This window comes from Xanthobacter sp. DMC47 (assembly GCF_056313845.1).
Genome location: NZ_JBQUZM010000001.1, coordinates 1,048,648 through 1,073,051, shown reverse-complemented (window position 1 = coordinate 1,073,051; position 24,404 = coordinate 1,048,648). Strand labels below are relative to the sequence as shown.

The window sequence follows — 24,404 nt, the reverse complement described above, 5'->3', positions numbered from 1 at the left end:
GACGCCATGTACAAGAAAATTCTCGTCGCCACCGACGGTTCAGCCCTGTCGGACCTCGCGGTCGCCCACGCGGTCGCGCTGGCCGCAGGGCTCCATGCCGGCCTCGTGATCGTCACCGCCAGCGAGCGGTTTCATATCTTTTCCACCGAGGCCGATCAGATCGCCGACACCGAGGCGGAATACCGCCGCCAGACCGGACGGCGGGCGGATGCTGTTCTGTCCCGCGCGGCCGACACGGCGGCCGCCGCCGGAATCGAGGCGACGCGGGTGCATGTGGAAGACGATCAGCCGTTTCGCGGCATCATCGCCACCGCCGAGGCCCAGGGCTGCGATCTCATCGTGATGGCCTCGCACGGCCGCAGCGGCCTCTCCGCGGTGGTGCTCGGCAGCGAGACCACCAAGGTGCTCACCCATTCCGGCATCCCGGTTCTCGTGGTGCGGGAGGAGGTTGCGCCGACGGTCCAGACCGGTGCGTCCGGCAGCGTGGAATGGCCCCAGCCGAGCCCCGCCTTCCTCGCGCCGGGTCGCTGAGCGCCTCGCCGGGACGCCCGCCGACAGCTCCGCATTGGCGCCAGGCCTTGCGCCATCGGGCTTTTTGGACTATGTGAGCCGCGTTCGTGGCCGCGCTCCCCAAGCGGGGAGCCGCCCGGGTGGGCAGGGACTGGCGGTATACGCGGGTCCTGATCGTCGGAGGCAGCCCGCCCTGGCTTTCTGTGAGCGCGCATCGACACCCAATTCATCGCCTGTGCCGCCCGGCCTTCGCGCCGGCACGCCGCTTTGCGGCGGCCGTTCGTCATTCCCATGGAATGGCGGACATCCGAGCGGTTCGGGCCTCGCAACACGAGATGCCGGCGCAGCAAGTCTGGAGCGTGAATGTCCGCCGTAGAAACCACCCGTGAGGATTTTGCCGCCCTGCTCGATGAGAGCTTCGGCCGTGCCGATACCAGTGAAGGTTCGGTGGTCAAGGGCATCGTGGTCGCCATCGAGAAGGATCTGGCGATCATCGATATCGGCCTGAAGACGGAAGGGCGCGTGGCCCTGCGCGAGTTCGCCGGCCCCGGCCGCGAAAGCCCGATCAAGGTCGGCGACGAGGTCGAGGTCTATCTCGAGCGCGTCGAGAACGCGATGGGTGAAGCCGTCCTCTCGCGCGACAAGGCGCGCCGCGAGGAAAGCTGGGTCAAGCTCGAGAAGGCCTTCACGGCCAACGAGAAGGTCTTCGGCGTGATCTTCAACCAGGTGAAGGGCGGCTTTACCGTCGATCTCGACGGCGCCGTGGCCTTCCTGCCGCGCTCCCAGGTGGACATCCGCCCGATCCGCGACGTCGGCCCGCTGATGCACAACCAGCAGCCCTTCCAGATCCTCAAGATGGATCGCCGCCGCGGCAACATCGTCGTCTCCCGCCGCACCGTGCTGGAAGAGACCCGCGCCGAGCAGCGCCACGAGCTGGTGCAGAATCTCGAAGAGGGTCAGGCCATCGACGGCGTGGTCAAGAACATCACCGATTACGGTGCGTTCGTTGATCTCGGCGGCATCGACGGCCTGCTGCACGTCACCGACATCGCCTGGCGCCGTGTGAACCACCCGACCGAGGTGCTCAACATCGGCCAGACGGTGAAGGTCAAGATCATCAAGATCAACCACGAGACCCACCGCATCTCGCTCGGCATGAAGCAGCTTCTGGGCGATCCCTGGGAGGGCATCGAGGCCAAGTATCCGGTGGAGGCCCGCTTCAAGGGTCGCGTCACCAACATCACCGACTACGGCGCGTTCGTGGAGCTGGAGCCCGGCATCGAGGGCCTCATCCACGTCTCCGAGATGTCGTGGACCAAGAAGAACGTCCACCCCGGCAAGATCGTCTCCACCTCCCAGGAGGTCGAGGTTCAGGTGCTGGAAGTGGATTCGGCCAAGCGCCGCATCTCCCTCGGCCTCAAGCAGACCCTCCAGAATCCCTGGGAGGCCTTCGCCGAGAAGTATGCGCCCGGCGCCGTGGTGGAAGGCGAGGTCAAGAACAAGACCGAGTTCGGCCTGTTCCTCGGCCTCGACGGCGATGTGGACGGCATGGTGCACCTCTCCGACCTCGACTGGAACCGTCCGGGCGAGCAGGTGATCGACGAATACCGCAAGGGCGACATGGTGAAGGCCGTGGTGCTCGACGTGGACGTCGAGAAGGAGCGCATCTCCCTCGGCATCAAGCAGCTGGCCGGCGATCCCTTCGCCGACGCGGGCGAGGTGAAGAAGGGCGCTGTCGTGACCTGCGAGGTCACGGACGTGAAGGACGGCGGCATCGAGGTGAAGCTCACCGGCACCGACCTCTCCGCCTTCATCAAGCGCTCCGAGCTGGCTCGTGACCGCAACGACCAGCGCCCCGAGCGCTTCTCGGTCGGCGACAAGCTCGACGCCCGCGTCACCCTGTTCGACCGCAAGGCGCGCAAGGTGCAGGTCTCCATCAAGGCGATGGAGATTGCGGAAGAGCGTGAGGCCGTGGCCCAGTTCGGCTCGCAGGATTCGGGCGCTTCGCTCGGCGACATCCTGGGTGCCGCGCTGAAGCAGCGCGCCGCCGACGCCACCGCCGACGAGGCCGAGAAGGAGGACTGATCGCCACGCGCGATCGGATCACCTGAAAGAACGAAGGGCCGGTGCGTTGCACCGGCCCTTTTTTTCAACCCGTGCGCCATTCGGACGCCGCCGCGCGTTCTTGTGCCGTTACCCGCGCGGAAGTATCCAAGTCTGGTTGTCAACGGGAGGTTTGCCATGAAGCGCAGGATGATTTCCCTCGGCGTCATCGCCGCGGTCTCGCTCGCCGCCACGGGTTCGGCCTTCGCCCTCACCGGCAAGGAGTTCCTGGCCAAGTACAATAAGGACAAGGACAGCACCGTCGAGATCGTCGAGGCCATCGACCTCGGGACCAAGGTGTTCAAGGTCATCAATCCCGACAAGGACAAGACCCTCGAGGCCGCCGAGACCAAGGGTCGCCTGACCGACGAGGACTGGGCCACGGTCAACAAGGACGGCGACAAGACTCTGGAACTGGACGAGTGGCTCATCATCGTGCGCAAGCGCTTCAACGATGCCGACGCCAACAAGGACGGCAAGCTGACCGAGGCCGAGCTGGATTCTCCCGCCGGGCAGCAGCTGCTCCTGCTCATCGCCAAGTGAGACGCGTCTGACGCTGCAGGGAGGGCGGTTGCGTCCTTCCCGCTCGTTCTCAGGAGGAGAAGCAAGGCGCGGCGTTGCGGTGAGATCTACTTCCGGATTGCCGCGACAATGGCCGCGACTGCGGCTCGCGGGGCCTCTGCCCGCATGACGCCGCCCATGAGCGCGATCCCTTTCGCCCCTGCGCCAAGGCAGGCGGGTGCCGTTTCTGCATCGATGCCGGCCAGCGCGATCACCGGCACCGCACACGTGCGGGTAAACGCCGAAAGCCCTTCAAGCCCCAGCGCCGGCCCATGGCCAGGCTTCGACTGGGTGAGGAAGACCGGGCTCGCGGTGATGTAGTCGAGCGCCGCCGGATCGGCCGCGGCCGCCTCCGCAAGGGTGTGGGTGGAAAGGCCGATCAACGCCAGCGGCCCCAGCAGCGCCCGCGCTGCTGATGGGTCTCCTCCGCCCGAGAGATGTACGCCATCCGCTCCGGCGGCCAGCGCCAGCTCAGGCGGGCCATGCAGCGTGAGGCGCCCGCCGAAGGGCGCTGTCACGGCGCGCAGGCGGGCGAAGAGCGCGATCTGTTCGGCGGCCGGCAGGTCCTTCTCCCGCAGGCTCACCCATCTGCACCCGCCCGCGCAGGCTGCCGCCACCACGTCCACCAGATCGCCCCGCGCCAGAGTGCGGTCGGTGATGAGGAGCAGCGGCGGGGTCGGCAGAGGGGGCAGGGTCAGCTCCCGACGAGGCCGAACTCGGGGCTGGAGGCTTCCGCGTGCAGCTTGCGCGGGATGCGGCCGGCGAGGCGTGCGAGGCGGCCAGCCTCAACCGCGTGGCGGAAGGCGGTTGCCATGCGCACGGGATCGAGCGCCTTGGAGACGGCCGTGTTGAGCAGCACCGCCGAGCAGCCCAGTTCCATTGCGAGCGCCGCGTCGGACGCCGTGCCGATGCCGGCATCCAGCACCACCGGCACCGGCGAGCGCGAGCAGATCAGCTCGATCATGTGCGGATTGGCGATGCCGAGGCCGGTGCCGATCATGGAGCCCAGCGGCATCACCGTGGCCGCGCCGAGATCCGCCAGCTTCTGGCAGGTGACGGGATCATCATTGCAATAGGGCAGCACGACGAAACCGCGCGAAACGAGATCCTCGGTTGCCTTCAGCAGCTCTTCCACATTGGGATAGAGCAATTCGCGGTCGCCGATGACCTCCAGCTTCACCCAGTCCGTCTCCAGGGCCTCGCGGGCGAGTTCCGCGGTGAGCACGGCATCCTTGGCGGTCTGACAGCCAGCGGTGTTGGGCAGGATGTGGACGCGGCCGGTGAGGAGGTCGGTCAGGCTTTCTTCATAGCCGGCGAGGCTGATGCGGCGGATGGAGGCGGTCGCCATCTCGCTGCCCGAGGCGGCCAGCGCGTCGAGGAAGACCTTCTGGTTGGGATAGCCCGCCGTGCCCAGGAACAGCCGCGAGGAGAAGGTGCGGCCGGCGATGACGAGGGGATCGGCGTTGGGATTCTGGAACGCGCTCATGGTGTTTCTTCCCGGCACCTGCTTCAGGAGTGCCTGATTGTGCGGGCCAGGGGCTCAGCCGCCCTGCTTGGCCTCGATGATTTCCACGGCATCGCCTGCGGAGAGGCGCGCCTCGGTCCAGGTGCGGCGGGGCACCACCGCGCCGTTCACCGCCACGGCGATGCCCTTGCGCTCCGGCTCGAGGCCCTTGGCAAGGAGCAGGTCCGCCACGGTGGCGACGGGATGCGCCTCCGCGGCGCCGTTCACCTTCAAATCGAGCATGGCGCTCACTCCGCCGCCGCGCGCGGCGGCCCGAAACGCTCCGCGCCGAAGGGCACGGCCACATCCGCGATGGTGCCCCTGAGGATGTGCTCGGCGATCACCTGCGTCGTCACGGGCAGGAGGAGGATGCCGTTGCGGTGATGGCCGGTGGCGTAGACGAGGCCGTCCACCTCCGGGCTTGGGCCGAGGATGGGGGCGTCGTCCCGGCTGCCGGGGCGGAAGCCGACCCACTGCTCAACGATGCTCAGTTCCTCCAGCGTCGGCAGCGCTCGCCACGCGTGAGTGAGCAAGGCGAGCTGGCCGCCGGCCGTGAGATCCGTGTCGAACCCCTTCTCCTCGGTGGTGGCGCCGAGGATCAGCCGCCCGTCGCGCCGCGGCACGAGATAGGAGCCCGGCGCCCACAGGACGTGGGAGAGAATGGGCGCGGCCGGATCCATGCGCAGCGACAGCATCTGCCCCTTGATGGGGCGCACCGGCAGGGGCGTCGCCGGGGTGATGTCCACGCCCCGGCTCCAGGCGCCCACGGCGAGCACCACCACGTCGGCGGCATGGTGCGTCTCGCCCGTGACCACGCCCGTGGCGCGACCGCCGGCCGTCTCCACCCGGCTGACCGGGGTGCGTTCATGGAGCCTCGCGCCGGCCTTGAGGGCGGCGATCTTCAGAGCGGAGGCAACCTTGCGGTTGTCCACCTGATGATCCTCGGGACTGAGCACGCCGCCGGCGAGGCGCGGCGCGAGATAGGGCTCGCGCCGGCGCACCTCGGCGGCGGTGAGCCACTGGACCGGGAGGCCCAGCCCCTGCTGAAAGGCGTAAAGGTGGCGCAGCTTGGCGAGGTCGTCCGCCGTGAGGGCGATGGTGATGGTGCCCTCGGTGCGCAGGTCCACCGTCTCGCCGGAGGCGCGCTCCAGCTCCGCGGCGAAGGCAGGCCACAGGGTCTGGCTGGCGCGGTTGAGGGCGAGCAGGCCCTCCTCGCCGGGCTCTGCCTCGGCGCAGGCGGCGAGCATGCCGGCGGCGGCGCGGCTCGCACCTTGCCCGGTCTCGCCGGCGTCGAACAGGTCCACCGGACAACCGGCCTCGGCAAGGCGCCAGGCGAGGGCGAGGCCGATGACGCCGCCGCCGACGATGGCGACATGAGGGTGGGCCACACGCGGTTTCGCCTTGCCCGCCGGTCCCGAGCCGGCTTGCGATGTGGATGCGGATGTAAACTGCGACAAGCTCTCGCTCATCGGCATCTCCCTACGCTGGCATGATCCAGACAGGTTCGATGGGTGTGATCTCAGCCGCGCATGATGCGCGGCACCCCAGGCCGTATCTGTTATTTACTCATGCCGGCCGCAGAACTGCAAGAGGCGGGCGCGTGGGACGCAGCGGACCTCAGCGGTTGAGTTCGCTCTCGTCCAACTGGCGCGCCTCGTCGGCGAGCATGATCGGGATGCCGTCGCGGATCGGATAGGCGAGGCGGGCGGCGCGGGAGATCAGCTCCTGGCGCTCGCGATCATATTCCAGCGGCCCCTTGGTGAGGGGGCAGACCAGGATTTCGAGCAGCTTGGGGTCGACGTCGTGGCCGGGACGCTGAGACTGGATCATGTTCTCGCTCTTCGGTGCCGCGCGTTTCGAGGGCAAGGGTTCCGCGGCGCGTCACCATAGCGGCGGCGGGATAGCCTTTCACCTGTGATTTTCGCGCCATCACGGTCGCTGATGGGCATATCACGCGGTTTCGCTGTCTTTTCGCCGGTGCAGCCCCTAATGAAGCGGCCTTGGAACCGCGCCTCCCGGGAGCCAAATGGATCGACGTCTGGCCCTCGGGCTTCTTCTCGGATTCGTCGCGGTCGTGATGTTCGGCGCGACGCTGCCGCTCACCCGCTTCGCGCTGCACGATTTCAGCCCCTGGTTCATCAGCTTTGGCCGGGCCGCCCTCGCGGGCTTCGCGGCGCTTGGGCTGGTGTTGGCGATGCGCCGGCCGTGGCCATTTGGCCAGCCCAGGGTGCTGTGGCGCCTCGCCGTCTCCTCCGCCTGCCTGATCTTCGTGTTCCCGCTGGCCATCGGCGTCGCCACCCAGACGGTGCCGGCGGCCCATGGCGGCATCGTCCTCGGCCTTCTGCCCTTGTGTACGGCGATCGCGGCCATGCTGCTGGCCGGGGAGCGGCCGGGGCTCGGCCTGTTCGCGGCGAGCGCGGTGGGTGCCGGGCTGGTGGTGGCCTTCGCCTTGCGCAACGGTGCGGGGGGCGCGCTGGGGATGGGCGACAGCCTGCTGTTCCTCGGCGTCATTGCCTGCGCCATCGGCTACGCCGTGTCCGGCGGCCTCGCCCGCACGATGTCCGGGTGGGAGGTGATCGCCTTCATGCTGATCCTCTGCCTGCCGGTGACGCTCCCGCTCGCACTCCTCACCTTTCCGTGGAGTGGGGCGGGCGCCGTGGCAGGCGCCTCCTGGGCGGCGCTGCTCTATCTCGGCCTCTTCAGCCAACTCATCGGCTTCTTCTTCTGGAATGCCGGGCTTGCCATGGGCGGCATCGCCCGTGTGGGACAAATGCAGCTCCTGCAGACCTTCGTGACGGTGGGGCTCGCCTGGCCCATCAACGGCGAGGTGCCGGACGCGGAGACCGTTGCCTTCGCCGCGGGCGTGGCGCTGGTGGTCGCGGTGGCGCAGCGGACCCGCTCGCGGCCGCGCTGACCCCCAAAATCAAACGGCCCGCCGAGGCGGGCCGTTCATCAGTTTCCAGAATGCCGGAAGGCTCAGGCCGCTTTGGAACGGGCGGTGATAAGCTTGCGGTTCACCAGAACCTCGGCGATCTGCACCGCGTTCAGCGCGGCGCCCTTGCGCAGATTGTCCGACACGCACCAGAAGGCGATGCCGTTGTCCACGGTCGGGTCGTCGCGCAGGCGCGAGATGTAGGTCGCGTCCTCGCCGGCGGCCTCGTGGGGGGTGGCGTAGCCGCCCGGCTCACGGGTGTCGATGACGAGGATGCCCGGCGCCTCGCGCAGGATCTTGCGCGCGTCGTCGGCCGAAAGCTCCTTCTCGAACTCCACGTTCACCGCCTCGGAGTGGGAGATGAAGACCGGCACGCGGACGCAGGTGGCCGTGAGCTTGATCTTGGGGTCGAGAATCTTCTTGGTCTCGGCCACCATCTTCCACTCTTCCTTGGTGAAACCGTCGTCCATGAAGACGTCGATCTGCGGGATGAGATTGAAGGCGATGCGCTTCGGGAACTTCTTCGGCTCCACCGGATCGGAGACGAAGACGGCCCGCGTCTGGGAGAACAGCTCGTCCATGGCGTCCTTGCCGGCGCCGGAGACGGACTGGTAGGTGGAGACCACCACGCGCTTGATGGTCGCGGCGTCATGCAGCGGCTTCAGCGCGACGACGAGCTGCGCCGTGGAGCAGTTCGGATTGGCGATGATGTTCTTCTTGGAGAAGCCGACGATAGCGTCCGCATTCACCTCGGGAACGATCAGCGGCACGTCCGGGTCCATGCGCCACTGCGAGGAATTGTCGATGACGACGCAGCCCTGCGCGCCGATCTTCGGCGACCACTCCTTGGATACGGACCCGCCGGCCGACATCAGGCAGATGTCGGTGTCGGAGAAGTCGTAGGTCTCGAGGGCCTTCACCTTCAGGGTTTTGTCACCGTAAGAGACTTCCACGCCCTGCGACTTTCGCGAGGCGAGCGCGACAACCTCGTCCGCGGGGAAGCCCCGCTCGTCGAGGATCGAGAGAATCTCCCGGCCCACGTTGCCCGTGGCGCCGACGACGGCGACCTTGTAACCCATGATGTTCCTCGGATGTACGGCCCATGCGGCCGAAGACCGTGCTTTTAGGCCGAACCCATTGGCCTTGCAAATCGAAGATGCGCGATCGGTGCGGCACCGCTGCATGGGAGTGTTGCGTGAACGCAACGCGCCGGCGGCGAGAGGGCGGGAACATGGCGCCACAGGGGCGGGTTTCCTTGCGCAGGGGACAAACGTCTATTAATCCAGTCAAGGTCGGCCCTGCGCCGATCTGGGAGGATGCCATGGGTTTCGCGTCGTTCACCACCTTCGCTGCTTTCGCCCGCTCGGGCTTGAAGACGGCGCTCTCGGTGTCGCTGGCGGCGGCAGCCATTGCGGCGACCACCGGTGCCTTCTCCATCGTTTCCGCCGACAGCGCCGAGGCGCAGACGGTGAAGAAGCGCAACCGCATCGTGGTCGAGCGCCGCTCCTATCTCGATGCCGGCACGGTGGTGAAGCCCGGCTCCAAGTCGTACCTCGATTACGCTCTGCCGCCCGGCTACTTCTACCCGACCTATGGGCCCACCGCCGCCGGCCCCGGCCCCATCACCGGCCTGCGCTGGCCGCTGCCGGGCGCCTTCGACCTGCCGGGCTTCTGAGCCGAGGCTGCAGAGGAAAACGGAAGGGCCGCGATGCGGCCCTTTTTTGTTGCGCTAAACAACAGAAGTTTCGCGGCATTTTATTTTTCTCCCGGCCACGCATGACATTTGCGGGCTCGCGCGCCATAACGGCCGGATGCCGCCATGTCGGCCCGTCCTTCCCGGCGCACCATGCCCCAGCAGAGCCCATGCCCCGCACCCGCTTCGCGCTGCCGATTCTAAGCCACCGTCCGCGCCGGAGCGTCATCCCCGGATTCCGGCTCTCGCTCGGCCTCGCTCTGCTCTATCTCGGCCTCATCGTGCTCCTGCCCATCGGTGCGCTGCTGCTGAAGGCGGCGGACGTGGGCTTCGAGCGCTACATCGCCATCATCACCTCGCCGCGCACGCTCGCCTCCTTCCAGGTGACGCTGAGCACGGCGGCGCTGGCGGCGCTGTTCAATGCCGTCTACGGCCTCGCCCTCGCCTGGGTGCTGGTGCGCTACGAGTTTCCTGGCAAGCGCCTGCTGGACGCCATGGTGGACGTGCCTTTCGCCCTGCCGACGGCGGTGGCAGGCCTCGCGCTGACGGCGCTGTTCGCCAAGAACGGCTGGTTCGGCGCGCCGTTGGCGCAATGGGGCATACAGGTGGCCTACGCCCCGGCCGGCATCGTCTGCGCCATGGCCTTCACCTCCATTCCCTTCGTGGTGCGCACGGTGCAGCCGGTGCTGGAGGATATGGAGCCGGAACTGGAGGAGGCGGGCGCGACGCTGGGCGCGAGCGACCTCACCATCTTCCGCCGCATCATCTTCCCGACCATCTTCCCGGCCTTCCTTGCCGGCACCTCGCTGGCCTTCGCCCGTTCGCTCGGGGAGTTCGGCGCGGTGGTGTTCATCGCCGGCAACCAGCCGTTCCGCACGGAGATCGTGGCGCTGCTCACCTTCATCCGGCTGGAGGAATATGACTATGCGGCGGCCGCAGCCATCGCCGTCACCATGCTGGCGCTCGCCTTCATCATGCTTCTGGTCGTGAACGCCGTGCAGGCGTGGCACCAGAAGTTCGCCATGGGAGATGCGTGATGGCGCATCCCGTGAACCGCCACCGCCTGCGCGTCGGCGACGGCACTGTGACGCGCTCGGTGATTCTCACCCTGGTGCTGGCTACAACTGCACTGGCACTCATCGCGCCGCTGGCCGTCATCTTCGCCGAGGCGTTCGCGCGCGGCCTGCCCACCTATCTCGAAGCGCTTGCCCGGCCGGATACGCTGCATGCGGTGGGGCTGACGCTGCTCACCGCCCTCATCTGCGTGCCGCTCAACACCGCCTTCGGCATCGCCGCCGCCTGGGCGGTGACGAAATTTTCCTTCCGCGGCCGCAATCTGCTGCTGGCGGTGGCGGAGCTGCCCTTCTCCATCTCGCCCATCGTCGCGGGCGTCGCCTATCTCTTCGTCTATGGGGCGCAGGGGCTGTTCGGGCCTTTCCTGCAGGCGCACGACATCAAGATCATGTTCGCCGTGCCGGCGATCATCCTTGCCAGCCTGTTCGTCACCGCGCCGTTTGTGCTGCGCGAGCTGGTGCCGCTGATGATGGCGCAGGGGCGGGATGAGGAGGAGGCGGCGGTGAGCCTCGGCGCCTCGGGCTTTGACGTGTTGCGGCTTGTCACCCTGCCCAATGTGAAGTTTGCGCTACTCTATGGCGCGGCCCTGTGCAATGCGCGGGTGATGGGCGAGTTCGGCGCCGTCTCCATCGTCTCCGGCAACATCAGGGGCCAGACCTCGACCCTGCCTTTGCAGATCGAGCTGCTCTACCAGGACAGCCACGCGCTCGCCGCCTTCGCCGCGGCGACGGTGCTGGCCGGCGTCGCCCTGTTCACGCTGGTTGCGAAGTATCTGATCGAGCGGGCGGAGCGGGCGCGGGGCGAGATCGTCGCGCCGCGCCGGCCGGGGCACTGATCGGTTCGGCTCGTTGACCGGGCCGGGAACCTTCGCTCAGGCCGCAGCGGCGGTGCCGGTGGCGGCGGCGATCTCGCGCTTCATAACGGCGATGGTCGCGGCATAGTCCTTCGCGCCATAGATGGCGCTGCCAGCGACAAAGGTGTCCGCCCCCGCCGCCGCGATGGCGCCGATATTGTCCACCTTCACCCCGCCGTCGATCTCGAGGCGGATGTCGCGGCCCGAGGCGTCGATGCGCTCGCGGATGGCTTTCAGCTTGTCCAGCGCCGAGGGAATGAAGGCCTGCCCGCCGAAGCCGGGGTTCACCGACATGACCAGCACGAGGTCGAGGGCGCCGAGCGTGTAGTCCAGCACCGAGAGGGGGGTGGCCGGGTTCAGCACCAGGCCCGCCTTCACGCCCTTGGAGCGGATGAGCTGGAGCGAGCGGTCCACATGCTCGGAGGCTTCGGGGTGGAAGGAGATAAGGTCGGCGCCCGCGCTCGCGAAGGCCTCGATCATGCCGTCCACGGGCTTGACCATCAGATGCACGTCCACGAACGCCTTCGTCGCCTTGCGCAGGGACTGGAGGATGAGCGGGCCGATGGTGAGATTGGGGACGTAATGGTTGTCCATCACGTCGAAATGGATCCACTCGGCGCCGCCCTCAAGCACCGCATCCACCTCGGCGCCAAGGCGGGTGAAGTCCGCCGAGAGAATGGACGGGGCGATGATGGGATAGGCGCGGGCCATGGGGATCTCCTCAGCGTCTGGATAGGCAGGGCACGGTTTCGTGCCCCGGCCGACTGGAGCGTCAGCGGAAGGAGAGCCGGGGCCCAGCGCAACAATGCGCCGAAGGCGACTCCCTTCATGACCGTCCGGGAAAGAGCCTGCTGCGCAGGACCTTTCCCTGGACCCCGGATCAGCGCTCCAGCTGCCGCTGTCGCTTGTCCGGGGAACGAGGCAGCCGTGGCTGCCTCAGGCACTCCTATAGGCACGGCGCCCGGTGGGCGCCAGCCGCCCCCTCAGTGCACCACCTGAGCCAGTTCGCCGGAGGCGTAGCGCTTGGCCATCTCGTCCAGCTCGATGGGGCGCACCTTCTCCGCCTTGCCGGCGGAGCCGAAGGCCTCGAAGCGGGCGATGCAGACCTTCTTCGCCTCGTCCATGGCGGCGGCCATGAACTTGCGCGGGTCGAACTCTGACTTGTTCTTGGCGCCGACGCGGCGGATGGCGGCGGTCATGGCGAGGCGGATGTCGGTGTCGATGTTCACCTTGCGCACGCCGTAGCGGATGCCTTCCTGGATCTCCTCCACCGGCACGCCATAGGTCTCCTTGATGTCGCCGCCATAGGTGCGGATTTCCTCAAGCAGCTCCTGCGGCACCGAGGACGAGCCGTGCATCACCAGATGGGTGGTGGGGATGCGCTGGTGGATCGCCTTGATGCGGTCGATGGCGAGGATGTCGCCGGTGGGCTTGCGGGTGAACTTGTAGGCGCCGTGGGAGGTGCCGATGGCGATGGCCAGCGCATCGCACTGGGTCGCCTTCACGAACTGCGCGGCCTCGTCCGGGTCGGTCAAAAGACGGGAATGGTCGAGGGCCTCCTCGGCGCCGTGGCCATCCTCGGCCTCGCCCTTGCCGGTCTCCAGCGAACCGAGGCAGCCCAGCTCGCCTTCCACGGAGACGCCCACCGCGTGGGCCAGCTCCACCACCTTGGCGGTGACGGAGACGTTGTAGTCGTAATCGGCGGGGGTCTTGCCGTCTTCCTTCAGGGAGCCGTCCATCATCACCGAGGAGAAGCCGGACTTGATGGCGCCCATGCAGACGGCGGGGGAGGCGCCGTGATCCTGATGCATCACCACCGGGATTTCCGGATAGGCCTCCACGGCGGCGGCGATGAGGTGGCGCAGGAAGGGCTCGCCGGCATATTTGCGGGCGCCGGCCGAGCCCTGGAGGATGACCGGCGAGGACGTGGCGCGGGCCGCATCCATGATCGCCTTCACCTGTTCCATGTTGTTCACGTTGAAGGCCGGGAGTCCGTAGGAATGCTCCGCCGCATGATCGAGCAGCTGGCGCATGGAAACGAGGGCCATAGTCCTCTCCTCTTCAAGGTTCACGTCGGCGTCGCGGTGCGCGCGCCAGGGTTCCGTCCGCCCCGTCGTCCCGGGCTGGCCGGGACGCACGGTGCCGCTTGGCTGCAATCCGATGACCTTCACCGCTTCGGCGGACCCGGCGGGCCGGGTTGATCGCGTCCTGCGGTGGCGCCCCTCCCGGCCGTCTCCCGCAGGGGAGAGGCCTCATTGGCGCTCATCCTACCGCGCGGCGCACCGCATCGGCCACCGCTTCCGGCGTGAAGCCGAACAGCGGCCACAGATCCTTTTCCGGCGCCGATTCGCCGAAGCGGTCGATGCCGATGGCGATGATGCCGTCGGCGCGGGTGCCGGAGAGGCCGCGCCAGCCGCGGGTCACGCCCGCTTCCACCGCCACCACCGGCACGCCCTTGGGGAAGAGGGCGGCGCGCTCGGTCTCCGTCAGCGCCTCGAAACGCTCACGGCAGGGCATGGAGACGATGCGGGTGGGAATGCCCGCGGTGTCGAGCAGGTCGGCCGCCGCCACCGCCAGCTTCACTTCCGAGCCGGTGGCGACCAGCACGGCGCGGGCGAGGCCCTCGCTCTCGCGCAGCACGTAGGCTCCAGCCTCGATGGCGTCGAGCTGGGCCGCATCGCGCGACCAGCATGGGAGGTTCTGCCGCGACAGGATGAAGGCGCTCGGCCCGTTCTTGCGGGTGAGGGCGGCGTGCCAGGCGGCCAGCGTCTCCACGGTGTCGGCAGGGCGCCAGACGTCGAGGTTCGGGATAAGCCGCAGGCTCTCCACGTGTTCCACCGGCTGGTGGGTGGGCCCGTCCTCGCCGAGGCCGATGGAATCATGGGTGAGGATGTAGATCACCCGCTGGCCCATGAGCGCGCTCATGCGCATGGCGTTGCGGGCATAGTCCGAGAACACGAGGAAGGTGGCGACGAAGGGAATGAACCCGCCGTGCAGCGCGATGCCGTTGGCGATGGCCGACATCCCGAATTCGCGCACGCCATAGAAGATCTGGTTGCCGGCCGGATCGCGGGTGATCGGCACCGCGCCGGGGAAAGTGGTGAGGTTGGAATGGGCGAGGTCCGCCGAGCCGCCCAGAATCTCCGGGACCGCCGGGGCGAGGGCGGCCAGCGCCAGCTGGCTCGCCTTACGGGTGGCCACGGTTTCGGCCTTCTCCACGGTGGCCTTCAGGGCCGCCGCATAGGTCGCGGCGAAGGCGGGGGAGAGGTCGCCGGCAAGCCGGCGGCGGAATTCGGCGGCCTCGGCCGGATAGGCGCGCTCATAGGCTTCCATGCGCGCGTCCCAGGCCGACTGGCGCGCGGCGCCGGAGCGGCGGGCGTCCCACAAGGCGTAGATGTCCTCGGGCACCTCGAAGGGCGCATGGTCCCAGCCCATGGCGGCGCGGGTGCGGGCGATCTCCTCGGCACCGAGAGGGGCGCCGTGGGTGTCCTGGTGGCCTTCCTTCGTCGGAGCGCCACGGCCGATGGTGGTCTTGCAGCAGATCAGCGTCGGCTTGCCGGTCTCGGACAGCGCCGCCTCCACCGCATCGCGCAGCATGGCGGGGTCGTGGCCGTCCACGTTGCGGATCACCTGCCAGCCATAGGCGGCGAAGCGGGCCGGGGTGTCATCGGGGAACCACTCCTCCACCTTGCCGTCGATGGAGATGCCGTTGTCGTCATAGAAGGCGACGAGCTTGCCGAGGCCGAGGCGGCCGGCGAGGGAGCAGGCCTCGTGGCTCACGCCTTCCATCAGGCAGCCGTCGCCGAGGAAGACGAAGGTGCGGTGGTCGACGATGGAGAGGCCCGGCCGGTTGAACTGGGCGGCCAGCGTCTTCTCGGCGATGGCCATGCCCACCGCATTGGCGAGGCCCTGGCCGAGCGGGCCGGTGGTGGTCTCCACGCCGGGCGTCATGCCCAGCTCGGGATGGCCGGGGGTGCGCGAATGCAGCTGGCGGAAGCGCTTCAGCTCGGCGATGGGCAGATCGTAGCCGGTGAGGTGAAGCAGCGCATAGATCAGCATGGAGCCGTGCCCGTTGGAGAGCACGAAGCGGTCGCGGTCGGGCCAGGCGGGATCTGCCGGATTATGGCGCAGATGCTCGCGCCAGAGCACGGCCGCGATCTCCGCCATGCCCATGGGCGCACCGGGGTGGCCCGACTTCGCCTGCTCCACGCCGTCCATGGCGAGGGCGCGCAGGGCCGCCGTCACGGGCCAGCCGAGCGCGCCGGGAGAACGGTCGACGGGCGCCGGCGCGTCGGCAGCGGCAATGGCAGCAGCGTGGGCAGTCATGGCATTCTCCGTTCGGCTCGCGACCCCTGCGCGCCATCTTCCGGCGCTGCCGGACGGCGGGAAGGGCTGCCAGGTGTCGTTTACGCAAAACACGCGCCATCTCGTGCCGGAAGGAGCCCCGGGGCTCCCGTCGGGAAGAGGTGGGGGGAGGGCAGCAGCCACGCGTCCAAGGGTCGCCCGGGCTTCGGGGCTCAAGAACGTGCCACCCTCCCCCCTCACCCTCCCCCCGGCGCGGGGGAGGGGAGTGATGCGCCCGCCTCAGCCGGCGCGGCGCTTCCTGTCCATCAGCTTCATGATGAGCGGGGTCAGAAGGAGCTGCATGGCGAGATCCTGCTTGTTGCCCGGGATGACGATGGAGTTCGCCCGCGACATGAAGCTGTTGTGGATCATCGACAGCAGGTAGGGGAAATCGATGCCGTGCGGGTCGCGGAAGCGGATCACGACCATGGATTCGTCCGGCGTCGGGATCCAGCGGGCGATGAACGGGTTGGAGGTGTCCACCGTCGGCACGCGCTGGAAGTTGATGTCGGTCTCGGTGAACTGGGGACAGATGTAGCGCACGTAATCGGGCATACGCCGCATGATGGTGTCGGTCACGTCCTCGGTGGAATAGCCGCGGGTGGCCTTGTCGCGGTGGATCTTCTGGATCCACTCCAGATTGATGACGGGCACCACGCCGATCTTCAGGTCGGCATGCTGGGCAAGGTTCAGCTCGTCGGTGACGACCGCCCCGTGCAGACCCTCGTAGAAGAGGATGTCGGTGCCCTGCTCCAGGTCTTCCCAATCGGTGAAGCGGCCCGGCTCGGCATTGTAGAGCTTCGCCTCGGCGGCGTCGTGGACATAGTGGCGGAAGCGGCCGGAGCCAGTCGCGCCATAGTCCTTGAACAGCTGCTCCAGGTCCTCGAGCCGGTTGGTGTCGGGCGAGAAGTGGCTGAAGTGCTTGTTGCCCTTGGCCGCCTCGGCGGCCATCAGCTCGCGCATCTCATAGCGGTCGTAGCGGTGGAAGCTGTCGCCTTCCACGAAGGCCGCCTTGACCTTCTCGCGATAGAAAATCTGCTCGAAGGTCCGCTTGACGGAGGTCGTTCCGGCGCCCGACGAACCGGTGACGACGATGATGGGGTGCTTGCTGGACATGGCGTGCTCGAATTCCGGAGATCAGGGGGCGCGGGTCAGATGAACAGGCCGCGCCGCGCGAACAGGGGCGAGCGTTCGCCGTGGCCGTTCGGCTCCAGGTGATAGCGGGAGACCCGGGCCACCTCGTCGCGGGAGCCGAAGATGAACGGCACGCGCTGGTGCAGGGCGGTGGCGTCGAGGTCGAGGATCGCGCCCCGGCCGTCGGTGGCCGAACCGCTCGCCTGCTCCATCAGGAAGGCGACGGGGAAGGCCTCGTAGAGCAGCCGCAGGCGGCCTTGGCTGTAGCCCTTCCGGCTGTCGCCCGGATAGAGATAGATGCCGCCGCGCTGGAAGATGCGATGCGCGTCCGCCACCATGGACGCCACCCAGCGCATGTTGAAGTCGCGCTCCCGCGGGCCCTTCTTGCCGGCGAGGCAGTCGTCCACGTAGTCGCGCACCGGCACGTCCCAGTGATGGTAGTTGGACATGTTGATGGCGAACTCGGCCGCGCCCTCCTTCACCTTCACCTCGGCATTCACCAGACGGAAGAGGCCGGCGCGGTCGAGGGCGAAGTGCCAGGTGCCGGCGCCGAGCGTCAGCATCATCGCGGTGTGGGGGCCGTAGACCACGTAGCCCGCCGCCAGCATGTCCCGCCCGTTCTGCAGGAAGGCCGAGGGCTCGGATGCGTCGGCGCCTTCGGGACGGGGGAAGACGGCGAAGATGGTGCCGACCGAGATGTCGGTGTCGATGTTGGACGAGCCGTCCAGCGGGTCGATGGCGACGAGCAAGGGCGCCGCTGCATCGAGCAGGACCGGCGCGTCGTTCTCCTCGGACGCCACCGCGGCGACCGGCGCCGCCTTGAGCGCGCCGATGACGATGTCGTTGGAGATGACGTCGAGCGCCTTCTGGCCCTCGCCGGCTTCGCCGGAAGAGAGCGTTCGGGCGAGGTCGCCGGCGAGCGGCCCCTCGGCGATGGCGGCGGCCAGCGCCGCGCATCCTGTGGCGAGGGCGCAGACGGTATCCGCGACGGCGCGGCGGCGGGCATCCGCACCCGCCCACTCGTCGAGCATGACGGTGAGCGTGATACGCGAGGCTGCGACACCTGCAGCCTGGGCAACTGCGGCCCGATGGTCTGCGTTCGGCTCCAACATGGCAGGTCTCCCTGAGGGCTCCTCCGCGCGGCCCGTTCAGCGGGCCGTCACAGGTTTTATTCTTGGTCGTCTCTTCCGGTCCCGCGGCGGATTATTCCGCCTGGGGCTTGTAGTTCGGGGCGTCGATGCCGCCGGCAAACACCCGGCTGGCGCGGACATCCCCTTCAGTAATGGTGGCGAGCGCCGCGCGGTCGGTGAGGCCGCCGGTCTCGAACAGCCGCAGCGACTGGCGCAGCCGCATACGGTCGAGGGCATTGCGGATGGAGCGCGCGTTGGCGAAGTTCGGCTGGAGCCGGCGCTTGGCCACATATTCCTCGATCGCGATCTCGGCTTCCGGGCTGAAGGCATAGTCCGCATCGGCTGCCATGGTCTTGGCGATCTCCACCAGCTCGGCGTCCTCATAGTCGGGGAAGTCGATGTGGTGGGCGATGCGGGAGCGGAAACCGGGGTTGCTCTCGAAGAAGCGATCCATGCGGTCCTTGTAGCCCGCGAGGATCACCACGAGATCGTCCCGCTGGTTTTCCATCACCTGGAGCAGAATCTCGATGGCTTCCTGACCGTAATCCCGCTCGTTCTCGGGCCGGTACAGATAATAAGCCTCGTCTATGAACAGGACCCCGCCCATGGCCTTCTTAAGAATCTCTTTGGTCTTCGGTGCAGTGTGGCCGATATATTGACCCACAAGATCATCCCGCGTCACCGAGACAAGATGACCCCGCCGCACATATCCGAGGCGGTGGAGGATCTGCGCCATCTTGAGGGCGACGGTGGTCTTGCCGGTGCCGGGATTGCCGGTGAACGCCATGTGCAGCGTCGGCGCACCGGAGGTGAGGCCCAGCTTTTCGCGGGCCCGGCCGATGACGAGGTGGGCGGCGATCTCGCGGATGCGCCGCTTGACGGGCTTGAGCCCGATCAGGCCCTCGTCGAGCTCGGCGAGAAATTCGGGGACTTCGCTCTCGGTGAAGAGAGCGCCGAGGTCGAGCCTGCCCTCGGCAGCCTCAGCCGGCAACGCGGCGGACGGTGCGGATGTGGCAACATCGAGCATGATCGAACCTCGGCGTTAAGTGGCGCGGTGGGAACGGCCGCGCTGGTGAAGCTCGAGACGGTTGGTCAGATCACCCGGCCGCGTAGGCCCGGTTCTGAAGCGAATAGCGCTGGGTGCGGCCCGGGCCCTCGGTGCGGTCGAGGCGGAAGCCGTCTTCCTTCGCCGGGCGCTGCACGATGAAGGACAGGCGGATCGTCTCCCACCCGCGGGTGGAGTCGAAGGCGTTGACCCGCACATACTTGCCGGGATGGGCGGCGCGGCAGGCCTCGACCTCGCCATAGACGCCGGCGGCATCGCGCAGGTCGAACATGGGCAGGCCCCACATCTCCCAATAGGTGTTCCGGGGATGGGGATCGTCCGTGTACTCGACCGAGACCGCCCAGTTCTGCTCCAGCGCATACTGGATCTGGGCCTTGACCTGGGCCGCCGTGAGGTCGGGCAGGAAGGAGAAGGTGCCTTGGGTGATGCGCATGTCTCTTCTCCTCAGGCGACGGATGCGGTGGGCACGAAGTCGGACGTGTCGGTGGAGGCGTAGTTGAAGGTCACCTCGCCCCAGGTATCGAGGGCGGCGCGCAGCGGCTGGCACCACTTGGCGGCCTCGATCAGGATTTCCGGGCCCTCGTTCTTGATGTCCCGGCCCTCGTTGCGGGCGAGGATCATGGTCTCCAGCGCGACGCGGTTGGCGATGGCGCCCGCCTGGATGCCGTCCGGATGGCCGATGGTGCCGCCGCCGAACTGAAGCACCACGTCCTCGCCGAACAGGTCGATGAGCTGATGCATCTGGCCGGCGTGGATGCCGCCCGAGGCCACCGGCATGACCTTGCGCAGGCCCGCCCAGTCCTGATCGAAGAAGATGCCGCGCGGGTAGTCGGTCTTCGTCACCATCTCGCGGCAGACGTTGTAGTAGCCCTGCACGGTCATGGGGTCGCCTTCCAGCTTGCCCACCGCGGTGCCGGTGTGGAGATGGTCGACGCCGGCCAGGCGCAGCCACTTGGCGATGACGCGGAACGAGATGCCGTGGCCCTTCTGGCGCGTGTAGGTGCCATGGCCCGCACGGTGCATGTGCAGGATCATGTCGTTCTCGCGGCACCAGTGGGAGATGGACTGGATGGCCGTCCAGCCCACGATGAGGTCCACCATCACCACCACGGAGCCCAGCTCCTTGGCGAACTCGGCGCGGCGGTACATCTCCTCCATGGTGCCGGCGGTGATGTTGAGGTAGTGCCCCTTCACCTCGCCCGTCTCGGCCTGCGCCTTGTTGACGGCTTCCATGCAGTAGAGGAAGCGGTCACGCCAGTGCATGAAGGGCTGCGAGTTGATGTTCTCGTCGTCCTTCACGAAATCGAGGCCGCCCTTGAGGGCTTCATAGACCACGCGGCCGTAATTCTTGCCGGAAAGTCCCAGCTTCGGCTTGGTGGTGGCGCCGAGCAGCGGGCGGCCGAACTTGTCGAGGCGCTCGCGCTCCACGACGATGCCGGTGGGCGGGCCGCGGAAGGTCTTCACATAGGCGACGGGGAGGCGCATGTCCTCCAGGCGGCAGGCCTTCAGCGGCTTGAAGGAGAAGACGTTGCCGATGATCGAGGCGGTGAGGTTGGCGATCGAGCCTTCCTCGAACAGGTCGAGGTCGTAGGCGACCCAGCAGAAATACTGCCCCGGCTGGCCCGGCACCGGCTCCACCTTGTAGGCCTTGGCGCGGTACATGTCGGCGGCGGTGAGGCGGTCGGTCCACACCACGGTCCAGGTGGCGGTGGAGCTTTCGCCAGCGACGGCCGCGGCGGCCTCGATGGGGTCCACGCCGTCCTGGGGGGTGACGCGGAACAGGGCGAGGACGTCGGTGTCCTTGGGCTGGTAGTCGCCATCCCAATAGCCCATCTGCGCATACTTCAGCACGCCTGCGGCGTACCTCTTCTTGGCGTCCTTGATCTGCCCGATGGCGGCGTCGGCACCCATGATGGCGGCCCTCCTGTTTGTTGAGGTGACCTTGCCCCCGTGCCGATTTCAGGTAAATTTAAATGATATGAAGTAGGCATTCAGGAAATCTGAAGTGGCGCCCCATTGGACCCTCCGCCAGCTCCGCCTCGTGGCCCTCGCCGCGGCCTCCGGGTCCTATGCCAAAGCCGCGCAGGACATGGGTTTGAGCCCCCCCGCGGTCACGGCCCAGATGAAGGCGCTGGAGGAGGACATCGGTGTCCCGGTGTTCGAGCGCGTAGACGGGCGGCTGCGACCGACCGCCGCTGGACAGGAGCTTTTATCGGCTCAGGAGCGCATCGCCCGGGCCCTGTCGGAGGCGGAGCGGGCCATCGCGGCGTTGAAGAGCCCGGAGCGCGGATCGGTGGTGGTGGGGGTGGTCTCCACCGCCAAATATTTCGCCCCCATGGCCCTCGCCGCCTTCCGCCGCCGCCGCCCGGAAATCGAGCTCCGACTTATCATCGGCAACCGCGAGGACATCATCCGGGGCATTGTGAGCCTTGATTTCGACGTGGCCATCATGGGTCGTCCGCCGCCGGCGCTGGAGGCTGAGACGCGGCTGATTGGCGATCATCCGCACATCATCGTGGCGCCCGTGGACCATCCCCTGTTCAAGCGGCGCAAGCGAATCACCCCGGCCGATCTCGCCCGCGAATCGCTGCTGGTGCGCGAGCCGGGCTCGGGCACGCGCATCCTCATGGAACGGGTGTTCGAGGAGGCGGGGGCGCCCAACCCGCCCATCGCCATGGAGATTGGCTCCAACGAGACCATCAAGCAGTCGGTGATGGCCGGGCTCGGCCTCGCATTCATCTCCGCCCACACCGTCGCCGCCGAGGTGGCGGACGGCCGGCTGCGGGTGCTGGAGGTGGAGGGGCTGCCGGTGGTGCGCCAGTGGCTGGCGGTGCGCGCGCGCGACAAGCGCCTGCTGCCGGCCGGACAGGCGCTGATGGACTTTCTCGAGCGCGAAGGTGCGGCCTTCCTGCCGCAGATGCCGGGCGGCGAGGGCGGTCGCTGCTACCTGCCGGACCATGCGGCCGGCAGCCCCCCGGCAAGAACCGCCGCGCGCGATCCTCTCTGAGCGCCCCTGAAACGAAGAACGCCGCGCTCCTTGCGGGGCGCGGCGTCCTAATTTTCGGGCGGTCCCGGGAGGCTAGCCCTTCGCCGCCTGTTTCTTGCCGAGGCCGAGGGCACCCTTGATGTTGTCCCACAGCTCGATCTTCACCCCGTTGCGCCGCATGATGACGGCCTGCTGGGTGACGGAGAGCGTGTTGTTCCAGGCCCAGTAGATCACCAGGCCGGCGGCGAAGTGCGCCAGCATGAAGGTGAAGATGATGGGCATCCAGTTGAAGATCATCTGCTGGGTCGGGTCCGGCGGGGCCGGGTTCAGCTTCATCTGCACCCACATGGTCACGCCCATGATGAGCGGCCAGGCGCCGAGCAGGAGGTAGCTGCCGATGACCGGCACGGAGCCCGGATCCCACGGGATCAGCCCGAACAGGTTGAACACGGTGGTCGGGTCAGGTGCCGAGAGGTCGCGGATCCAGCCGAAGAACGGCGCATGCCGCATCTCGATGGTCACGAACAGCACCTTGTAGAGGGCGAAGAACACCGGGATCTGGATCAGGATGGGCAAGCACCCCGCCACCGGATTGATCTTCTCCTTCTTGTACAGCTCCATCATCGCCTGCTGCTGCTTCACCTTGTCGTCGGCGTAGCGCTCGCGGATGGAGGTGAGTTCCGGCTGCACCGCCTTCATCTTCGCCATGGAGGCGTAGGACTTGTTGGCCAGCGGGAAGAAGATGCCCTTCAGCAGCACCGTCACCACCAGGATGGCGACGCCGAAATTGCCGACGACGCGATAGATCCAGTCGATGACCAGGAACAGCGGCTTGGTGATGAAGTAGAACCAGCCCCAGTCGATCAGCCGGTCGAAGCGGTCGATCTTGTAGGTCTCGGCATAGCCGTCCACCACCTGCACCACCTTGGCGCCGGCGAAGAGCTGGCCGGAGGAGGCGATCTTGGCGCCCGGCTCCACCGTGAGGGGCTGGGCGAGATAGTCGGTCTGGAAGGTCTGCTGGCCGTTGATCATGGCCGAGGAGAACTTGGCGTCCACCTTCACGCTCTGGTCGGGAATGACGGTCGCCGCCCAGTACTTGTCGGTGATGCCGAGCCAGCCGCCGGTGGAGGCGAACGTCAGCGGCTTCTCCTTGTCCATCTTGGCGTAGGTGACTTCCTGCAGGCCGTTGTCGCCGAGGACGCCGATCAGGCCCTCATGCAGGATGTAGAAGCCGGCTACGTGCGGCACGCCATGCCGCGAGACCAGGGCGTAGGGATAGAGGGTGGCGGCGGCTGCGCCCTTGTTCTCCACCTCATCCTTCACCGCGAACATGTAATGGTCGTCGATGCTGAAGGTGCGGCGGAAGGTCAGGCCCTGCCCGTTGTCCCAGGTGAGGACGAGGGGGGTCTTCTCGGTCAGGGTTGCGCCGGGCTGGGCGGTCCACAGGGTATCGGGGCCGGGCACGGCGACGCCGGCGCCGGCGGCCGAGGTCCAGCCGAATTCCGCATAGAAGGGGTTGGGACCACCGGATGGAGACAGGAGCACGATGTTCGGGCTCTTGGGGTCCACCGTCTCGTGATACTCGGTCAGGAGCAGGTCGTCCGCGCGGGCGCCGCGCAGAGAGATGGAGCCGCTGAGGCGCTGGGTGGCGATGGGCGCGCGGGGGGAGGCGGCGATCGCCTCGGCGCGGGTCAGCGCCCGACCGGCGCCCGGAGTGCCCGCCTGGGGCAGACCGGCGGGCGTGGTGCCCGGAGCGGCGCCCGGCGCCGGGCTTGTGCCCGACTGCGACTGCGCCTGCTGCTGTGCAGCCTGCTCGATTCGCTGCTGCTCGGCGGCCTGCCGCTGCTTTTCCGCCTGCGGGATGCCGAAGAAGAACTGCCAGCCGATGAGGATCGCCATCGACAGACCGATGGCGATGAACATGTTGCGGTTATCACTCATGCCGGAGGGTCTCCGTCGGCGGCATCGTCAAATCGGGAGTGTTCGAGCCGGCAGCGCCGGCGGAGCGTGCGGCGTCCTTAGACGCCGGCAGCGACTCTTTTAAGACTCGCGGCGCACCCTGCCGGGGCCGCGCCTTGTCTTTAGGGGAGGCTTCCTTGGGAGCTTTCGGCGCGTGCAGCTTGCGCACGGCGCGCTCCATCTCGGACACGAGATTGTCGAAGGGGGTGCGCAGCGCGGCCTCGCGGGCCACCAGCACATAATCGAAGCCGGGTCGTCCGGCCTTCGGCAGCACCCGCTGCACCGCCTCTCGGAGGCGGCGGCGGATGCGGTTCCGCATGACGGAATTGCCGGTCTTCTTGGTCACCGTGAAGCCGACCCGCACATCTTCCCCATCACCGCGATCGCGGCCCTGCATGAGGAAGGAGGCGACGCCGGCACGCTCGGCCTTGGCCGCAGCGAGAAAATCACGGCGTTTCTTGAGACGGTCCAGCCGACGGAGACGATCCGGATTGGTATCCGACGGGCGTTCCACGTTGGACGGCTCCCGAAGTCGGGCAGCTCCGCGAGGGTCCA

24 protein-coding genes and 1 riboswitch are annotated in these 24,404 nt (G+C 67.7%); of the genes, 8 read left to right on the top strand and 16 right to left on the bottom strand.

The genetic code is table 11. The annotated features are described in order from the left end of the window. Positions 1-6 precede the first annotated feature (6 nt). The 3 genes from ACT54R_RS04995 (at position 7) to ACT54R_RS04985 (ending at position 3,156) form a co-directional block, all read left to right on the top strand. Positions 7-531, top strand: coding sequence for a universal stress protein (locus ACT54R_RS04995; protein WP_476324209.1), 525 nt, complete (start codon positions 7-9; stop codon positions 529-531). Between the two features lie 342 nt (positions 532-873). Beyond that, the gene (rpsA, locus tag ACT54R_RS04990; RefSeq protein WP_168460054.1) at positions 874-2,595 is read left to right on the top strand and encodes a 30S ribosomal protein S1; all 1,722 of its coding nucleotides are present in this window, start codon (positions 874-876) and stop codon (positions 2,593-2,595) included. Positions 2,596-2,751: 156 nt separating this feature from the next. Further along, the gene (locus ACT54R_RS04985) at positions 2,752-3,156 is read left to right on the top strand and encodes an EF-hand domain-containing protein (protein ID WP_476324206.1); all 405 of its coding nucleotides are present in this window, start codon (positions 2,752-2,754) and stop codon (positions 3,154-3,156) included. 86 nt (positions 3,157-3,242) lie between these two features. Here the strand turns inward: ACT54R_RS04985 and ACT54R_RS04980 are convergent, their stop codons facing one another. The 5 genes from ACT54R_RS04980 to ACT54R_RS04960 all read right to left on the bottom strand — a co-directional run bounded on the left by ACT54R_RS04980 (position 3,243) and on the right by ACT54R_RS04960 (position 6,508). Continuing rightward, on the bottom strand, positions 3,243-3,833 hold the full coding sequence (locus ACT54R_RS04980) for a thiamine phosphate synthase (RefSeq protein WP_476326385.1): 591 nt from the start codon (positions 3,831-3,833) through the stop codon (positions 3,243-3,245). Between the two features lie 35 nt (positions 3,834-3,868). Continuing rightward, positions 3,869-4,660: a thiazole synthase gene (gene thiG, locus ACT54R_RS04975; protein ID WP_476324204.1), complete on the bottom strand. Its 792-nt coding sequence runs from the start codon at positions 4,658-4,660 to the stop codon at positions 3,869-3,871. A gap of 54 nt (positions 4,661-4,714) precedes the next feature. Next, complete coding sequence (gene thiS / locus ACT54R_RS04970; protein ID WP_210254598.1) at positions 4,715-4,921, bottom strand: sulfur carrier protein ThiS; 207 nt, start codon at positions 4,919-4,921, stop codon at positions 4,715-4,717. A 5-nt stretch (positions 4,922-4,926) separates the two neighbouring features. Beyond that, the gene (gene thiO / locus ACT54R_RS04965; protein ID WP_476324202.1) at positions 4,927-6,066 is read right to left on the bottom strand and encodes a glycine oxidase ThiO; all 1,140 of its coding nucleotides are present in this window, start codon (positions 6,064-6,066) and stop codon (positions 4,927-4,929) included. 69 nt (positions 6,067-6,135) lie between these two features. Beyond that, positions 6,136-6,235, bottom strand: a riboswitch (TPP riboswitch). Between the two features lie 60 nt (positions 6,236-6,295). Then, positions 6,296-6,508, bottom strand: a complete 213-nt coding sequence (locus tag ACT54R_RS04960) for a Trm112 family protein (protein ID WP_024280433.1) — start codon at positions 6,506-6,508, stop codon at positions 6,296-6,298. 196 nt (positions 6,509-6,704) lie between these two features. On the opposite strand from ACT54R_RS04960, the gene ACT54R_RS04955 reads away from it, so the two are divergent. Then, on the top strand, positions 6,705-7,592 hold the full coding sequence (locus ACT54R_RS04955; RefSeq protein WP_476324200.1) for a DMT family transporter: 888 nt from the start codon (positions 6,705-6,707) through the stop codon (positions 7,590-7,592). 62 nt (positions 7,593-7,654) lie between these two features. On the opposite strand, the gene ACT54R_RS04950 is transcribed toward ACT54R_RS04955, so the two are convergent. Continuing rightward, on the bottom strand, positions 7,655-8,689 hold the full coding sequence (locus tag ACT54R_RS04950) for an aspartate-semialdehyde dehydrogenase (RefSeq protein WP_168460013.1): 1,035 nt from the start codon (positions 8,687-8,689) through the stop codon (positions 7,655-7,657). 242 nt (positions 8,690-8,931) lie between these two features. Between ACT54R_RS04950 and ACT54R_RS04945 the strand changes: the two genes are divergently transcribed. From ACT54R_RS04945 to cysW, 3 genes are all read left to right on the top strand, one after another. Continuing rightward, on the top strand, positions 8,932-9,285 hold the full coding sequence (locus tag ACT54R_RS04945; RefSeq protein ID WP_168460002.1) for a hypothetical protein: 354 nt from the start codon (positions 8,932-8,934) through the stop codon (positions 9,283-9,285). A 188-nt stretch (positions 9,286-9,473) separates the two neighbouring features. After that, positions 9,474-10,340, top strand: a complete 867-nt coding sequence (gene cysT, locus ACT54R_RS04940) for a sulfate ABC transporter permease subunit CysT (RefSeq protein ID WP_476324197.1) — start codon at positions 9,474-9,476, stop codon at positions 10,338-10,340. Next, positions 10,340-11,212 (top strand): sulfate ABC transporter permease subunit CysW, encoded by an 873-nt coding sequence (gene cysW, locus ACT54R_RS04935; RefSeq protein ID WP_476324195.1) that lies wholly within the window; start codon positions 10,340-10,342, stop codon positions 11,210-11,212. Before cysT ends, cysW begins: the two co-directional genes overlap by 1 nt. A 36-nt stretch (positions 11,213-11,248) precedes the next feature. Here the strand turns inward: cysW and rpe are convergent, their stop codons facing one another. The 8 genes from rpe to ACT54R_RS04895 all read right to left on the bottom strand — a co-directional run bounded on the left by rpe (position 11,249) and on the right by ACT54R_RS04895 (position 20,815). After that, complete coding sequence (gene rpe / locus ACT54R_RS04930; protein WP_476324193.1) at positions 11,249-11,941, bottom strand: ribulose-phosphate 3-epimerase; 693 nt, start codon at positions 11,939-11,941, stop codon at positions 11,249-11,251. A 272-nt stretch (positions 11,942-12,213) separates the two neighbouring features. Beyond that, complete coding sequence (gene fba, locus ACT54R_RS04925; RefSeq protein ID WP_168459963.1) at positions 12,214-13,278, bottom strand: class II fructose-bisphosphate aldolase; 1,065 nt, start codon at positions 13,276-13,278, stop codon at positions 12,214-12,216. A gap of 214 nt (positions 13,279-13,492) precedes the next feature. Next, positions 13,493-15,556 carry a transketolase gene (tkt, locus tag ACT54R_RS04920; RefSeq protein WP_476324191.1) on the bottom strand — a complete coding sequence of 688 codons (2,064 nt, stop codon included), beginning with the start codon at positions 15,554-15,556 and terminating at the stop codon, positions 13,493-13,495. A 258-nt stretch (positions 15,557-15,814) separates the two neighbouring features. Beyond that, the gene (locus tag ACT54R_RS04915; RefSeq protein WP_476324189.1) at positions 15,815-16,690 is read right to left on the bottom strand and encodes a phosphoribulokinase; all 876 of its coding nucleotides are present in this window, start codon (positions 16,688-16,690) and stop codon (positions 15,815-15,817) included. Positions 16,691-16,725: 35 nt separating this feature from the next. Beyond that, positions 16,726-17,820, bottom strand: a complete 1,095-nt coding sequence (locus ACT54R_RS04910) for a class 1 fructose-bisphosphatase (RefSeq protein ID WP_476324187.1) — start codon at positions 17,818-17,820, stop codon at positions 16,726-16,728. Positions 17,821-17,911: 91 nt separating this feature from the next. Further along, positions 17,912-18,865, bottom strand: coding sequence for a CbbX protein (gene cbbX, locus ACT54R_RS04905; protein ID WP_476324185.1), 954 nt, complete (start codon positions 18,863-18,865; stop codon positions 17,912-17,914). Between the two features lie 70 nt (positions 18,866-18,935). Beyond that, the gene (locus ACT54R_RS04900; protein ID WP_168459958.1) at positions 18,936-19,337 is read right to left on the bottom strand and encodes a ribulose bisphosphate carboxylase small subunit; all 402 of its coding nucleotides are present in this window, start codon (positions 19,335-19,337) and stop codon (positions 18,936-18,938) included. A gap of 11 nt (positions 19,338-19,348) precedes the next feature. Then, positions 19,349-20,815, bottom strand: a complete 1,467-nt coding sequence (locus tag ACT54R_RS04895) for a form I ribulose bisphosphate carboxylase large subunit (RefSeq protein ID WP_168459957.1) — start codon at positions 20,813-20,815, stop codon at positions 19,349-19,351. Positions 20,816-20,909: 94 nt separating this feature from the next. Between ACT54R_RS04895 and ACT54R_RS04890 the strand changes: the two genes are divergently transcribed. Further along, a complete protein-coding gene (locus tag ACT54R_RS04890) occupies positions 20,910-21,911 on the top strand; it encodes a LysR family transcriptional regulator (RefSeq protein ID WP_476324182.1) in 1,002 nt (333 codons plus the stop codon). Between the two features lie 72 nt (positions 21,912-21,983). On the opposite strand, the gene yidC is transcribed toward ACT54R_RS04890, so the two are convergent. Then, complete coding sequence (yidC, locus tag ACT54R_RS04885) at positions 21,984-23,831, bottom strand: membrane protein insertase YidC (protein WP_476324180.1); 1,848 nt, start codon at positions 23,829-23,831, stop codon at positions 21,984-21,986. Continuing rightward, on the bottom strand, positions 23,824-24,363 hold the full coding sequence (rnpA, locus tag ACT54R_RS04880) for a ribonuclease P protein component (RefSeq protein WP_476324178.1): 540 nt from the start codon (positions 24,361-24,363) through the stop codon (positions 23,824-23,826). The genes yidC and rnpA overlap by 8 nt, the downstream gene beginning before the upstream one ends. Positions 24,364-24,404 lie beyond the last annotated feature (41 nt).